The 13,073-nt window shown below is 43.1% G+C and carries 14 protein-coding genes and 1 pseudogene; 7 read left to right on the top strand and 8 right to left on the bottom strand.

Annotated features, from left to right (window positions below; genetic code table 11):
- Positions 1-165 precede the first annotated feature (165 nt).
- Positions 166-2,052: a S9 family peptidase gene (locus RMY63_RS08645; protein WP_322728309.1), complete on the top strand. Its 1,887-nt coding sequence runs from the start codon at positions 166-168 to the stop codon at positions 2,050-2,052.
- A gap of 107 nt (positions 2,053-2,159) precedes the next feature.
- Here the strand turns inward: RMY63_RS08645 and RMY63_RS08640 are convergent, their stop codons facing one another.
- The 7 genes from RMY63_RS08640 to pheS form a co-directional block, all read right to left on the bottom strand.
- A complete protein-coding gene (locus RMY63_RS08640; protein WP_322728308.1) occupies positions 2,160-2,696 on the bottom strand; it encodes a DM9 repeat-containing protein in 537 nt (178 codons plus the stop codon).
- 753 nt (positions 2,697-3,449) lie between these two features.
- On the bottom strand, positions 3,450-3,692 hold the full coding sequence (locus RMY63_RS08635) for a DUF4926 domain-containing protein (protein WP_322728307.1): 243 nt from the start codon (positions 3,690-3,692) through the stop codon (positions 3,450-3,452).
- Positions 3,689-4,021, bottom strand: a complete 333-nt coding sequence (locus RMY63_RS08630) for a DUF6883 domain-containing protein (RefSeq protein ID WP_322728306.1) — start codon at positions 4,019-4,021, stop codon at positions 3,689-3,691. Before RMY63_RS08630 ends, RMY63_RS08635 begins: the two co-directional genes overlap by 4 nt.
- 125 nt (positions 4,022-4,146) lie before the next feature.
- Positions 4,147-4,764 carry a Uma2 family endonuclease gene (locus tag RMY63_RS08625; RefSeq protein ID WP_322728397.1) on the bottom strand — a complete coding sequence of 206 codons (618 nt, stop codon included), beginning with the start codon at positions 4,762-4,764 and terminating at the stop codon, positions 4,147-4,149.
- A gap of 95 nt (positions 4,765-4,859) precedes the next feature.
- Positions 4,860-5,144, bottom strand: coding sequence for a type II toxin-antitoxin system mRNA interferase toxin, RelE/StbE family (locus RMY63_RS08620; protein ID WP_322728305.1), 285 nt, complete (start codon positions 5,142-5,144; stop codon positions 4,860-4,862).
- Positions 5,141-5,356 (bottom strand): hypothetical protein, encoded by a 216-nt coding sequence (locus RMY63_RS08615; protein WP_322728304.1) that lies wholly within the window; start codon positions 5,354-5,356, stop codon positions 5,141-5,143. Before RMY63_RS08615 ends, RMY63_RS08620 begins: the two co-directional genes overlap by 4 nt.
- Before the next feature lie 44 nt (positions 5,357-5,400).
- Positions 5,401-6,393 (bottom strand): phenylalanine--tRNA ligase subunit alpha, encoded by a 993-nt coding sequence (gene pheS, locus RMY63_RS08610; RefSeq protein WP_229490194.1) that lies wholly within the window; start codon positions 6,391-6,393, stop codon positions 5,401-5,403.
- Positions 6,394-6,736: 343 nt separating this feature from the next.
- Here pheS and surE point away from each other — a divergent pair, with 343 nt between their 5' ends.
- From surE to RMY63_RS08580, 6 genes are all read left to right on the top strand, one after another.
- Entirely contained in the window at positions 6,737-7,543 is an 807-nt protein-coding gene (gene surE / locus RMY63_RS08605; protein ID WP_322728396.1) for a 5'/3'-nucleotidase SurE, read from the top strand.
- Between the two features lie 276 nt (positions 7,544-7,819).
- Positions 7,820-8,716, top strand: coding sequence for an MBL fold metallo-hydrolase (locus tag RMY63_RS08600; protein ID WP_322728303.1), 897 nt, complete (start codon positions 7,820-7,822; stop codon positions 8,714-8,716).
- A gap of 504 nt (positions 8,717-9,220) precedes the next feature.
- Positions 9,221-10,297, top strand: a complete 1,077-nt coding sequence (locus RMY63_RS08595) for a bifunctional riboflavin kinase/FAD synthetase (protein WP_322728302.1) — start codon at positions 9,221-9,223, stop codon at positions 10,295-10,297.
- A gap of 242 nt (positions 10,298-10,539) precedes the next feature.
- A complete protein-coding gene (locus RMY63_RS08590; protein WP_322728301.1) occupies positions 10,540-11,448 on the top strand; it encodes a MoxR family ATPase in 909 nt (302 codons plus the stop codon).
- 73 nt (positions 11,449-11,521) lie between these two features.
- Positions 11,522-11,851: a type II toxin-antitoxin system RelE/ParE family toxin gene (locus RMY63_RS08585; RefSeq protein ID WP_322728300.1), complete on the top strand. Its 330-nt coding sequence runs from the start codon at positions 11,522-11,524 to the stop codon at positions 11,849-11,851.
- Between the two features lie 185 nt (positions 11,852-12,036).
- Positions 12,037-12,624, top strand: coding sequence for a cytochrome C (locus RMY63_RS08580; protein WP_322728299.1), 588 nt, complete (start codon positions 12,037-12,039; stop codon positions 12,622-12,624).
- Between the two features lie 50 nt (positions 12,625-12,674).
- On the opposite strand, the pseudogene RMY63_RS08575 reads toward RMY63_RS08580, so the two are convergent.
- Positions 12,675-13,047, bottom strand: a pseudogene (locus RMY63_RS08575) (four helix bundle protein).
- Between the last annotated feature and the right edge of the window lie 26 nt (positions 13,048-13,073).

Here is a 13,073-nt window from a genome sequence, read left to right as displayed (position 1 = left end):
CTCCTCTCGCTTCTCTTGCTCAAGAATAGCCTGCCTTAATAGATAAATTTCTTTAAGTGAACTGTATTACCCTATCCCCTATTCTCCAATTAGGTTCACCCAATAGGATGAATTGTCATTTTCATAACTAAGTAACAATAAAGAGGTCAAGTAGAGGATAAAAATATGTCATCTGCTCAAGCGCCCTCCCTACCACCGTTAATTCCGCGCGAAATTCTGTTTGGGAATCCTGAAAAAACCAGCCCACAACTCTCCCCTGATGGCAAGTATTTGGCATATATCGCCCCTGATGAGAAAAATGTCTTGCAAGTATGGTTGCGAACTATAGGACAAGAAGACGACAAGATACTAACTGCTGACAAAAAGCGTGGTATCCGCATTTTCTTCTGGACTTATAACGCCGACCAGTTGATTTATATGCAAGACTCGGATGGCGATGAGAACTTTCACCTCCACTTAGTTAATATTCACTCCCAGATTGTGCGTGACTTAACGCCATTCCAGGGTGTGAAGGCCGAACTTGTGGAACTAGAACCCAAATTTCCAAATGAAGCGCTGGTAGCGTTGAACTTGAACAATCCTCAAAAGTTTGACGTTTACCGTATCAACCTCAAAAATGGTGCAGTTGAGTTCGACACTGATAACCCCGGTAACATTATCAGTTGGACATCTGATGCTGAGTTACAAATACGTGCAGCAACAGCTAGTACACCCGATGGTGGTTACGATTTATTGTTGCAGAAACCCGATAAACAGTGGGAAATTCTTCGCCACTGGGGGCCAGAAGAGGAAGGGAATTCTGTTAGCTTCTCAGATGATGGCAAAACCCTTTACATTCAAGGGAATCATGATGCTAATGCCAAACGTCTGCTAGCTGTTGACCTAGATACCCGTCAAGAAACTATCATTGCTGAAGATGAGCAGTATGATATTGTGGGGATAATTATTCACCCACTGACGCGAGTTATTCAAGCAGTTTCTTTCTACAAAGATAAACAGGAATGGCGAGTAATCGATCGCACTATCGCCGCAGATTTTCAGGAAATCGCCAAGGTGCGTTCTGGAGAATTCTCTATAATTAGCCGAGACTTAGAAGATAAAACTTGGGCTTTAGCTTATAGAACTGACGATGGCCCAGTTTATTACTATGCCTACAACCGAGAGTCCAAAACTAGCAACTTCCTCTTTAGCAACCAACCCAAACTGGAAACGTTGCAGTTAGCTTCAATGCAACCGATTTCCTACGAGTCGCGGGATGGTTTAACTATCCATAGTTACCTGACAACCCCCGTGGGAATACCTACGCAAAATCTCCCAACAGTACTGCTGGTTCATGGCGGCCCTTGGGCGCGGGATATTTGGGGTTTCTCTCCCACAACGCAATGGCTAGCTAATCGTGGTTATGCCGTGCTGCAAGTCAACTTTCGCGGTTCCACTGGCTATGGCAAAGCATTTTTGAATGCTGGGAATCGGGAATGGGGTGGCACAATGCACGATGACTTGATTGATTCTGTTAACTGGCTAGTGGAACAAGGTATTTCCGACCCGCAAAAGATTGCGATTATGGGCGGTTCTTATGGAGGTTACGCCACCCTAGCGGGGTTGACTTTTACACCCGAAATCTTTGCTGCTGGCGTGGATATTGTCGGGCCGAGTAACCTGATTACCCTGATAGAAACTATACCGCCCTATTGGGAACCGATCAAAGCAATGCTTTATCATCGCGTTGGTAACTTGGAGACAGAAGAGGAGTTTCTGAAATCGCGATCGCCTTTATTTTTCGCTGACCGGATTCAAAAACCTTTACTCATCGGTCAAGGTGCAAACGATCCACGGGTGAAACAATCAGAAAGCGATCAAATTGTCAACGCAATGCAACAAGCTGGTTTACCAGTGCAATATGTACTTTACAGTGATGAAGGACATGGTTTTGCCAGACCAGAAAATCGCTTGCACTTTTTTGCGATCGCAGAAGAGTTTCTCGCCAAATACTTAGGCGGTAGATTTGAACCTTTGGCAGATATTCCAGGTCATTCAGGAATAGTTAAATAAAACCTCACGCATGGTGGTTAGTGAATGACACTAACCACCGTGAGTAAGCTAAGTCGGTGAGAAAAATTCTTTCTCTCCATCTTTACCAAAAGTTGCCAATAACCAGTTTAGTTTGCAAAGAGAATCTGGAACTTCTTAAATTGGTATTCTCGTCCACCCCAGGGAATGTAGCAGGTTTTATTTGGTGGATAATATTTCCCAGGTGTATCCTCTCCACCAACCTTGGCTCGGCAAAAATATAATTTGTTCTTACCATTATTCTCAGTGCCGCCTACCGGATTATTGCCAACGGTGTACCCTGGAAAATTTCCCCATGTCCAGCTATTTGCTTTGTATAGGTAAATTCTAGAGGAGGGATAATATTCTTTACCTCCCCACGAAACGTAGCATCTTCCATTTGGTGGATAGTATTTTCCAGGCGTATACTCTCCATCAACAATGGCAGAGCAAACATACAATATGTTTTTACCATTATCCTCAGTGCCACCTCTAATATAACCACTAGAAGTAGTATTGGGTTTCACCGTAGTCCTTGAAACAGCAGCTAATGCAGGTACTCCTATAGAAACTGCTATTCCAACTGCTAGGAGTGTAGCGATACGACTGAAGTTCAGCGAACTTACTTTTGTAAAGTTAGTTTTCATGCTTTTATCCTCACTAAACTATTCATGAGAGGTGTAATTTTTCTTGATTCCTAAGATGTTTTGATGAAAAATTGTTAAGCAAAGTTAAAGCACTAATAAACGCAAAAATACAGGTTATAGCCAGCGCAAATATATCTAAAATTAACCAGAAAATATCAATAGTATTTTCGGCTTCACGCTATGCTATATATCAATATCTATCTGAATTATCAATAAAGGTCAGCTATTCAGAAATTTAGCGCTAAATATAATACAATGACCTTTATTAATAAGATACGTTTGCTCTAGTTCTATAGCTCGCTTATAAGACAATAACTTACTTTTATTTTAGACAATATTGGGCTTAGTGTGATTTTATGTTCCATTGCTACTTATGGACGAACATCATCTTAAGCCTAGACGAGAAACTCTTACATTAATCAAACTATTTTTTGTTTTGTTCGTCAAATTCCTTTAATAATTCTTAACTATAAAAAGTTGACATTTTGATTGCTATGTTGATAGCCAATCAGTGGAAACAGCAACCATGATGCAAATCATGGTTCGACGGCTTGCATAATTTTTAGCTTACTCTGACTTTTAAAACATCCTTTTATAACCAGCCCAACTGGGAAAATAGTAGAAGTGATCGCAAAAAACTTTCTCACCAAATACTTACGTAGGAGATTGTAACCTACTCTGATGCTCAGACTCTTCTTTTTGCAACAGAAAATCGAGATAGTCTTGTAATTGTAACAGCCTCGCTTCAGATAGCTAGCGTAACTTGGCTAAAATCATTTCTTCTTGCTGCCACTGGGTAATGGGGATAATTTGAGATGCTGGTACTTCGATAGTTATATGGGGCAGATCAAACCCTTCCAAACTATACCCGTCCTCTTCCCCTTCAGGCATGGGGTAATGTTCCACAATTGTTGCAACATCCCCTCGTTTCAGGTTGTATTCTGGTAAATCCTGCGTTAAAGCAACTTGGGAGAATAGGGGGTACTGTACCTTCATAAGTTGGCTCCTTGATCTGGCACTAAGGTGACAAATTTGGTTGTATCGCTGACAACCATCCAAACAGTTAAAATATTGAATTCAACGCCATTAATCCCTCGCAGACACGCATGAATGGCATACTTATGACCATAGCGAGTTGTTTCAATTCTCTCAGCAGGTTGCGTTAAAACTTGAGCGCGTAGATCCCGTTCTAGTTGTTGCCAGTTGTCTAGTGTGTATCCAGCCCTAGCCAGAAATTTAGATTTATCGTCTTTTGACAACAGCACAAGCAGATACTTGGTTAGCTTTTCTTCTGCGATTATTGCATCCTGTGGTAAAAAGGCCATTGACTCATGGCATGAATTTTGGGTAGGAATTATTGACTATATTTTACTGTTTAAGATGATGAAAGTTTTAACGGCGATCGCACCTCTAAAATAATTTCGTCTGTCTGCCTTTTAACCGCATTGCTTTATCCAGCATTTAGTACTTGCTCTGCCATTAGCTGTAACTCTAGGAAAATAGTAGATGCGATCGCAGTATTTCCTGTAAATCTGGTTTCTTCATAAAACCCGTCAACTAACATCAGTACGGTAACTCTATTCATTTGTGGATCAACAATCCAATATTCAGCAATTCCCCTTGCAGCATACTCGGAACGTTTGTAGCGATAGTCCCGATCTTCGTTAGCTTTGCCAGGAGAAACAACTTCAACAACCAGCGCCGGAGGTGGCATATCCACAGTGATTGTAGATCGCGTTGCACCTTCTAAGGCTGTTGCAAGTTCATCCGTCAGCACAACTAAGTCAGGAATGCGAGTTGTTGCACGAGAACCAGCAACAACAATTTCAACTTTGTTACTTAACCGATTGACTGGGACGAACTTGAGGAAATTTACCAGCAAAAATAGAGATATCTGGACATTTTTTGGGCTTTCCGGTGGCATGGAAACTAACTCACCTGCTACCAGTTCATACTGGCTATCCGTGCGATCGTCATACTTCAAATATTCCTCAAGCGTTAGACGTTTACCACGTTGTTGAAACCGTTCAGTAGGTTTTCCGCCAACCCGCAGCACCGCTTCCTTCATCTGTTCTTCAGTCACTTCTAGAATGTCAGAAAGATCAATATCCTCATCCTGCATTGCCTCAATCCTCTCCCAATCAGTAGAACAGCACCTACAACTCAGTAAACTTCATCATGAGTGCCAATATCAATTAGCAAAATTTCCTCTTCACCAGATTCTATATTTTGTACAAAGTTAAAGACAATACGACAATCATGATCTACTGAACATGCCCAAGCTCCAGATAGTTTGCCTTTAAGCTTATGGGTCTGCAACAGTGGATCAAATGGATCAGCGGTTAGTAGTGCTAACCGCTCTTCAATTCGCTCTTCTAATTCTGGCTGTCGTCTTACCAATCGCTTAAATGCTCGTTTAAACGATGATGCCAGAACTACAGTTGTCACTGACGTAACTCATCCATTATTTGAGTAACTGTTCCACGGAAAACTTTACCTGTTTGGTATTCTACCTGTGCTTGAGCGATATTAGCAGCAATTTCAGAACGCCGCCGTTCTGCCAGTCGATGACGTATCAGATCAATTAGTGTTTCTTGTTCATCTACTGATAAGTCTTCGATGCTTTCTAGAACTTGATCTAATTTGGAAACTGAGGTCATTATTTATTGTTACCTTGCTTGCAGTACATAACTATTACGTATGCCTAAAATTGCTGCAAAAACCGTAAATCACTAGCATACAAGCGACGAATATCATCGATTTGGTGTAACACCATTGCAAAGCGTTCTACACCAAAACCAGCAGCAAACCCTGTATAAACTTCTGGGTCATAACCCACAGACTTAAGTACATTTGGATCGACCATACCGCAGCCCATCACCTCTAACCAGCGCCCATTCCACTGCAAATCTACCTCAGCAGAAGGTTCAGTAAACGGGAAATAACTGGCGCGGAAGCGAATTGGTAAATCGCCAAATATTGCCTGCAAAAATACTTTAATTGTACCTTTGAGGTCTGTAAAAGTTAGTCCCTCATCAATGGCTAAAAGTTCTATTTGATGGAAAACTGCTGAGTGAGTCGCGTCTACATTATCTCGCCGATAAACTCGTCCTGGAGCCACAACCCGAATCGGTGGTTCTTCTCTTTCCATGTAACGAATTTGCACTGACGAGGTATGAGTGCGTAAAAGATTCCCATCTGGCAGGTAGAAGGTATCCTGCATATCACGGGCGGGGTGGTCAGGCGGGGTGTTGAGAGCCTCGAAATTATAGTAATCTGTTTCCATCTCTGGCCCTTGAGCCACGGTGTAGCCCATACCGACAAAAATATCCAGTGCCCGGTCAATAATTCCATTGAGGGGATGAATGCGACCTTGGGGGCTGTAAATTCCCGGCATAGTTACATCCAGAGTTTCCGCCTCTAGCAAAGCTTGAATTTGCGCGGCTTCTAAGGCGGCACGTTGCTGGTCTAGACTAGTTTGCAGGGATTCTTTGACTGTATTGGCGATCGCTCCAATTTTTGGTCGTTCCTCTGCGCTCATCTGCCCCATACTTCGCAACAGTGCCCCTAGTTCCCCTTTTTTACCCAGATAGTTAACTCTGAGTTCCTCCAGACGTTCTAAGGTGTCGGCGGCTGCGATCGCTTTTTCTCCTTCTTGCCGCAGTGCTAAAAGTTGAGCTTCTAAATTGCTAGTCATTAGTTATTAGTCATTGGTCATTAGTCATTAGTCTATAGTCAAAAGCTGTGAACTGCTCGATAAATAAACTTACAGTCATATCATTAACATCATCCAAAGGTGAGAGTTGAAACCAAACTTCTGTTTATCAGTTATAGACAATTGGGTTAGTACAGCAGGCTCGTAAATCCGGCTAACATCTTACTTAACAAGACTTGGGGATTGAGCAACTTGTCTTAAAGGTAAGCAAAATTCCGCCACACTGTCTAGTGAGTATAAATGTTTTTTTGCCGCTTGTGACCTCAGACATTGACAAATGGCTAATAACAAATAACTAATAACTAATGACCAATGACCAATGACTATGAAATTACTAATTAGCAACGATGACGGCATTTCTGCCTTGGGGATTCGTACCCTAGCCAACTATTTGGCAGAGGCTGGTCATGATGTGAGTGTAGTTTGCCCAGATCGAGAGCGATCGGCAACTGGACACGGGTTAACTTTACACCAACCGATTCGCGCCGAAATTGTTGAAGAGATTTTTCATCCTGCTGTCAAAGCTTGGGCTTGTGATGGTACGCCTTCAGATTGCGTCAAATTGGCGCTGTGGGCTTTGCTGGAAACTCCCCCGGATTTAGTTCTCTCTGGTATTAATCAAGGTGCGAATTTGGGAACCGAAATTCTGTATTCTGGAACTGTTTCTGCGGCAATGGAAGGTCTAATTGAAGGTATTCCCAGTGTAGCGCTAAGTCTTATGAGTCACACATCTAAAGACTTTCAAGCGGCTGCTAAGTTTGCCACAGTTCTCGTAGACCAGTTAGCCCAAAAACCTCTGCCAGATTTAATGTTGCTCAATGTCAATATTCCTGCCGTCAAATGGGAAGAAATTGCCGGAGTTACTCTCACCCGTCAAGGCATACGGCGTTACATTGATGTGTTTAATAAACGAGTCGATCCTCGTGGAAAAACGTACTACTGGTTAACCGGAGAGGTAATTGAGGATGTGGAACCCCCAAGCGGATTAAATTTGCCTCAAAATGTACCTACAGATGTAGAAGTTGTACGTAAAAACTACATCAGTATTACTCCGTTACAATACAATCTTACTTACGCAACTGGATTAGAGAAATTATCGGAGTGGGAATTCAATTTTCCGGGAATAATTTGATTTATCGGGATAAAAATGTGGTTATTCAAATGCATCACGGAAAAATGTAGGCTATAACGTAGGGGCAATCTTGAAATAACTGATACACATTCACCCCAAAACCTCAGAAATTCTAACTGACTATTTCATTCACATTTACACAATCAGCCAGAAACAGGATATGCTGTTTTACCAAGAAATCTTCCCTCTAGCAAAATCAGTCAGACAGCATAAACTTAGACAAAATAAGTAACAATTCTTTCATTTATCGCCCGCTCAGTCCAGCAAGCAACACTCATGTCTAGGATAGAGAATCAATTTACCGTACAATTTTGGGGCGTTCGCGGCAGCATCCCCAGCCCAGGGCCACACACTGTTCGTTACGGCGGTAATACCCCTTGCATATCAATGCAAACGGGCGATAAACGCTTAGTTTTCGATGCTGGCACGGGACTCCATGTTTTGGGGCAATCTCTGTTGCGCCAAATGCCGTTAGAAGCTCACATATTTTTTACCCACTCTCACTGGGATCACATGCAAGGTTTTCCCTTCTTTACTCCAGGGTTTGTAAAGGGGAATGACTTTCATATTTACGGCGCGATCGCACCTGATGGTTCTACCATAGAACAGCGCCTCAACGATCAAATGTTGCACCCGAACTTTCCCGTACCCTTGCAAATTATGCAAGCCAATTTAAATTTCTACGACATTCGACCGGGGCAACCAATCCATATTGATGACCTTACCATAGAAACAGCACCTTTAAACCATCCAGGTGAAGCTATAGGATACCGCGTTAACTGGCGTGGTGGTGCAGCTACTTACATTACTGATACTGAACATTTTCCCGATCGACTTGATGACAATGTGCTGTGGCTAGCTCGTAATGCCGACATTCTGGTTTACGATTCTACCTACACAGACGAGGAATACTACTCGCCAAAATCCCCGAAAATTGGCTGGGGACATTCTACCTGGCAAGAAGCAGTAAAAGTGGCACAAGCTGCTAACGTCAAAACTTTAGTGATTTACCACCACGACCCCGCGCACGATGACGATTTTTTGGATCGTGTCGGCAAAGAAGCCGCTGAAAAATTTCCTGGTGCTATTATGGCACGGGAAGGATTGGTACTTCAGGTTCCGACCTCAGTTGTCTTATCAGAATCTTTTCCTATTAGCAAGTTTTCTACTTAAAGATTGCGATCGGAGGAATTGGAGATTTTAGATTAGATTGGTGATCAGAAGCTTTCAGCGCGAGAGCGTCCCTGTTGGCTGTACGGTGAGACAGCCCTGCCCAGAGTTGTCAAAGCGCCTATTACAGGATTGGGGCGACAACAGGAGGATAAACTTTATAGATTCACCAACACAGCCCAGACACCCACAGACGCCCTAAGATTGCGGCTGACGATCGCCCTAAAACCTTGTTGAAGTCTCAACACGGAACTAGAGCCTTTTTAGCTTTGGTATTTGGGGTTATCTGGAGTTAGCAATTAGCTATCAAGCTGATGGCACAAAAAACCATCTTGGGCGACTTCCCTTGGGTTAGGCTTTTGGCTGATAGCTTAAAGGGGTGGCATCAAGACCCTGGCTGCTAGCACAAGACCTCATAGGCAGTTGGTGAATGTCCTCCTGAAGGCGGTTTACCATAGGGTAGCTTCCTGCTGATAGCTAAAATAAACCTAAAATCTCAGAATCCACGTGCTAAATTTGTCTAAAAATGGGTGTTCTGTGCGGGTTGCTTTTTCGAGTGAAGGGCTACTAACGCCGACTGCTGTTGCCCTTGGCAAGTTTGATGGTGTTCATCTTGGGCATCAAAGGGTAATTCAACCAGTTTTGCACGCTGGTGGTCACTTGTCAGTAGCTAGTAGTCCGCAGTCAAAGGAAAATCAACTGACAAATCAAGAATATACCTATTCAACAGTTGTCACCTTTGACCCCCATCCACAGGAGTTCTTTACAGGGCAACCCCGGACTTTGTTAACACCACTGGATGAAAAAGTCCAACAATTGCGATCGCTTGGGGTAGAACAACTGGTACTACTACCCTTTGACAAAGAATTGTCTGCGTTGACCCCCGAAGAATTTGTCGAAAAAATTCTCGTGCAACAACTGCGATGCCAGCGAATTAGCATCGGGCAGGATTTTTGTTTTGGCGAAAAGCGCAGTGGTACTGCTCAAGATTTGCAATTACTTGCCGCCAAGCACAATATTCCCGTTACCATCGTTCCCTTACAAACTTATACAGGTGATTCGTCCACCGAAACCAGTTGCGTCAGTACTACTCCGGCTCAAGATGCCCGCATTAGCACTTCATTGATCCGCCAAACCCTTGAGCAGGGAGACATCGAAAACGCAAATCTATTACTAGGACGGCCCTACACCCTCCTTGGTGATGTCGTTCAAGGTCAACAATTGGGCAGGACAATTGGCTTTCCCACCGCTAACCTCCAACTACCAAAAGAAAAGTTTTTACCCCGCCAAGGAGTCTACGCTGTCCGCGTTTTCACTCTCGATGAAACATCAGATACCGCTCCTAGTGAGAACTTGGGCGTCATGAATATTGGTAATCGTCCAACAGTAAACGGTACTTATTCATCTGCGGAAGTACATTTATTCGATTGGTCAGGTGATTTGTATGGTAAAAAACTAGTTGTGCAGCTAGTTAAATTTTTGCGCCCCGAACAAAAATTTCCTGCTCTCGAAGCCCTGAAAACACAAATTCAACTTGACTGCGTTGTTGCTAGAGAAGTTTTGAGTGCTGGAGCGGAAAGTTAAAAGTTAGGAGTTAGGAGTTAGGAGTTTGGAGTCATTCAATTTTGGATTTTAGATTTTAGATTTTTATTTCAATCCAAAATTCAAAATTCAAAATCTAAAATTGGCAGAGTTAGGAGTTCTGAGTGGGAACAATGTATTTAGGAAAATTGGGCATTAAGGAAGAATTCTTATAACTCCTAACTCCTAACTCCTAACTCCCAACTCCCAACTCCCCATTCCCCACTCCCCACTCCCCGCACCGCATGAGAGAAAAAATCGACGCTTTAACACAAAATCTGGCTCTTACCATCGTTGGCAAAGCTGAGGCAATACGCTTAATGCTAGTCGCCTTGTTAGGTGGTGGTCATGCTCTCCTAGAAGATGTCCCTGGTGTTGGTAAAACCCTGCTTGCTAAATCCTTAGCTCGTTCACTGGATGGCAAGTTTCAACGTCTACAATGCACTCCCGATTTACTGCCAACTGATATTACTGGCACCAACATTTGGAATCCAAAAAGCGGCGAATTTACTTTTCTGCCTGGGCCAGTCTTTACCAATGTGCTATTAGCTGACGAAATTAACCGCGCCACACCCCGTACTCAGTCAGCTTTATTGGAAGTTATGGAAGAACATCAGGTAACAGTCGATGGTGTCTCTCGTGCAGTTCCCCAACCCTTTTTTGTCATTGCCACTCAAAACCCTATCGAGTATCAAGGTACTTTTCCCCTGCCAGAAGCGCAAATGGATCGGTTTATGTTGTCGCTGAGTTTAGGCTATCCTTCTGAGACAGAAGAACTCCTGATGCTGCAAAATCTCCAAAATGGTCTAAAAGTTGCTAATTTGCAGCCTTGTATTACCTTGGCAGAAGTACAGGAATTGCGTTACCTCTGCTCTCAAGTAAAAGTGGCAACTTCCTTGCAACAATACATCCTCGAATTAGTGCGGGCAACACGTCAAGATGAGGAAATCACTCTTGGTGTCAGTCCACGTGGCACATTAGCATTACAACGGGCTGCCCAAGCGCTAGCTTTTCTATTAGGGCGTGATTATGCCATTCCCGATGATGTGAAATTTCTCGTCCCTCACGTTCTGTGCCATCGCCTTATTCCTAGAGGAGGACGCAATTCAAGAACTGTTGTTGAGCGATTATTGCGATCGGTTTCTATTCCTTAATGCAAAGTGACTTCGATGATTTAAAAAACAGCTATCGGTATTCATCGATTTAACTCCTGAATATAAACAAAACTTGCGTGACCTTTCAAAAAGATTTCGCAATATTCGCTCTGATGTTCAACCGATTACCCTGCAATTACAGCAAGGAAATTTTGTCGGCGATGCCTACGGCGGGCTATGCCTACGCATTGCGGGCATTGGTGAGGAGTATGTTGTTTACAAGCTGAGAGTTCGTAACAGTAGTATCCAAAAAGGTAAGAGTGCTGGATACCGATTGATTTATCAAGTTGAGTCACCTACAAGTATTTTGCTACTAACGATTTATTCCAAATCTGACCGAGAAGATATTGGTGCAAATGAAATCCGAGATATTGTGGCTGATTTTTCTAGTGAGTCAGGTTAAAACTAATAGAACATTTTTCCTTACATAGTCAGTGGTGCACTGAATAGATATTTATATTACTGTTGTCGATATGAAAGATGTGTTGCTTGCCAAAACTACTTACGCACAATTTGAAACACTGCCAATACTGCGTAAGTCTTATGATTAGCACAAGCGCCACTTTTAAATATTTGGGAATGTGAGGAATGTCAATTTTTGTTAAGCGCAAAATCCGCGATGCCTACGGCGGGCTACGCCAACGCCAAGCACTACAGCCAAGCGCCGAACGTGAATTCAAACGCCAATTTTTCGGTTTACTTCTGGTAATTATAACGTGGAGTTTAGCTATGGGTTGGCTTTTAGCCCTGGCAACTAACGCCCAAAGTGCGACTCCCCCCGCTGAAATTGGCACTGTTGACGTAGTTCCTGCACAATACCAACTAGGGCAAGAACTGTATTTAGAAAACTGCTCCAGATGTCACATTGCCATACCACCAGCCGTTCTACCTACCCAAACTTGGAAAAATATCCTGCAAGACTCGCAGCACTACGGCGCACAACTCCAGCCTTTAATCGATCCGCCACGCATCCTGGTGTGGAAATATCTTTCAACTTTCTCCCGTGTGCAGCTAGACGACGAAGAAACACCATATCGCGTCAACAACTCGCGTTATTTCAAAGCTTTGCATCCAGGAGTTAAGTTACCACGTCCTGTCCAGATTGGCAGTTGTGTTAGCTGTCATCCCAGTGCTAATGATTACAATTTCCGCCGCCTGACACCAGAGTGGAAGTGAAGAGTCGGAGCAATGCGATTTTGTGAGGTGAGGCAGGAGGCAGGAGGGTTTTAAGACTTTATCTTTTGAATACTTGACACTAAAATTCCTTGAAACCTATCAACTTGTTCCAAAACAGGAGTAAATAGTTCAGGGGATGCCAATCCAACTTCCTTGGAAATAATCAACTGAGTATCGAGTTCTCGAAGCGAACCTAAAGCAATGTGTAGAAATTGGATATATTCGTTCTGTGTTCGTCTTCCATAACCTTCTCTAACGAGACGCTGCGCGAACGGCTATATTTGATGGCACAGAAACTGCTGAACGTCTAATCTGACTAGTTAATCCGTAAAGTTCAGATTTAGGAAATTTTTCGGTAAGTTTATAGCAATTAATGGCAAGCTTGACTCCACGCTGCCAAATAAATTGTTCTCTGTAGCTCATGGTGAGTGAAGTTTGAAGTAGGAAGT

Origin of the sequence: Nostoc sp. ChiQUE01b, assembly GCF_034531255.1 — a bacterium.
Taxonomy (GTDB): domain Bacteria; phylum Cyanobacteriota; class Cyanobacteriia; order Cyanobacteriales; family Nostocaceae; genus Nostoc.
Note: the sequence above shows the minus strand (reverse complement) of the source record. Positions and strands in the feature narration are given on the sequence as shown.

What these genes read in the sequence shown, in the direction of transcription:
- RMY63_RS08580 (WP_322728299.1), top strand. Translation starts at nt 12,037, where the DNA reads ATGTCAATTTTTGTTAAGCGCAAAATCCGCGATGCCTACGGCGGGCTA.
- RMY63_RS08600 (WP_322728303.1), top strand. Translation starts at nt 7,820, where the DNA reads ATGTCTAGGATAGAGAATCAATTTACCGTACAATTTTGGGGCGTTCGC.
- pheS (WP_229490194.1), bottom strand. Translation starts at nt 6,393, where the DNA reads ATGACTAGCAATTTAGAAGCTCAACTTTTAGCACTGCGGCAAGAAGGA.
- surE (WP_322728396.1), top strand. Translation starts at nt 6,737, where the DNA reads ATGAAATTACTAATTAGCAACGATGACGGCATTTCTGCCTTGGGGATT.
- RMY63_RS08640 (WP_322728308.1), bottom strand. Translation starts at nt 2,696, where the DNA reads ATGAAAACTAACTTTACAAAAGTAAGTTCGCTGAACTTCAGTCGTATC.
- RMY63_RS08590 (WP_322728301.1), top strand. Translation starts at nt 10,540, where the DNA reads ATGAGAGAAAAAATCGACGCTTTAACACAAAATCTGGCTCTTACCATC.
- RMY63_RS08645 (WP_322728309.1), top strand. Translation starts at nt 166, where the DNA reads ATGTCATCTGCTCAAGCGCCCTCCCTACCACCGTTAATTCCGCGCGAA.
- RMY63_RS08625 (WP_322728397.1), bottom strand. Translation starts at nt 4,764, where the DNA reads ATGAAGGAAGCGGTGCTGCGGGTTGGCGGAAAACCTACTGAACGGTTT.
- RMY63_RS08615 (WP_322728304.1), bottom strand. Translation starts at nt 5,356, where the DNA reads ATGACCTCAGTTTCCAAATTAGATCAAGTTCTAGAAAGCATCGAAGAC.
- RMY63_RS08635 (WP_322728307.1), bottom strand. Translation starts at nt 3,692, where the DNA reads ATGAAGGTACAGTACCCCCTATTCTCCCAAGTTGCTTTAACGCAGGAT.
- RMY63_RS08630 (WP_322728306.1), bottom strand. Translation starts at nt 4,021, where the DNA reads ATGGCCTTTTTACCACAGGATGCAATAATCGCAGAAGAAAAGCTAACC.